This is a genomic window from Streptomyces sp. DH12, from assembly GCF_020873895.1.
Classification (GTDB): domain Bacteria; phylum Actinomycetota; class Actinomycetes; order Streptomycetales; family Streptomycetaceae; genus Streptomyces.
Window position 1 is genome coordinate 1 of sequence record NZ_JAHWGT010000750.1, and the last position, 494, is coordinate 494.

Consider the following 494-nt stretch of genomic DNA (forward strand, 5'->3'; position numbering starts at 1 on the left):
GCCCCGGACCAAGGGGTCACCGGAGGCGAGCATGTGGGCGAGCAGCAACGCCTCGTCCAGTCCCTGCTGCAGTGCCAGCTTCCGCTCCGGCACCTTCGGCAGCCCGGTCAGCTGTTGCGTCAGAACCGCCTGAGCCAGTTCTTCCTTGGACGCGAAGTGGAAGTAGAGAGCGCCCTTGGTGACCTTCGCTCTCTGCAAGATCGTGGAGATGGTCGCCGCTTCGTATCCGACCTCGTCGAACACTTCGCCCGCTGCCGTCAGGATGGCCTTCCGAGTCCTGACCGCCCGCTCCTGCTGCGCCATCGAACACCTCCACCGCTCCCACCACAGCCGGCTCCTGCACGGACTGGCCTCGGCCTACGCCTTGACCTACCTGCACCGCTCGGTGACCGCCCGCTGGGCCGACCACGGCCCGGACGAACGCGCCGAGGTGGAACGGCTGGTGGCGATCGCCAAGGGCTGGATCACCTGGCAGGCCCGCACCCTGACCATCG

1 protein-coding gene and 1 pseudogene are annotated in these 494 nt (G+C 67.8%); one reads left to right on the forward strand and one right to left on the reverse strand.

The features are described 5' to 3' along the window. Window positions 1–303 (reverse strand): helix-turn-helix domain-containing protein (locus tag LPA54_RS36865; protein WP_228984846.1); only part of this gene is annotated, 303 nt, incomplete at its 3' end. On the opposite strand from LPA54_RS36865, the pseudogene LPA54_RS36870 reads away from it, so the two are divergent. Next, a pseudogene (locus LPA54_RS36870) lies at window positions 263–494 on the forward strand (hypothetical protein); the annotation flags it as partial. The gene LPA54_RS36865 and the pseudogene LPA54_RS36870 sit on opposite strands and share 41 nt — an antisense overlap.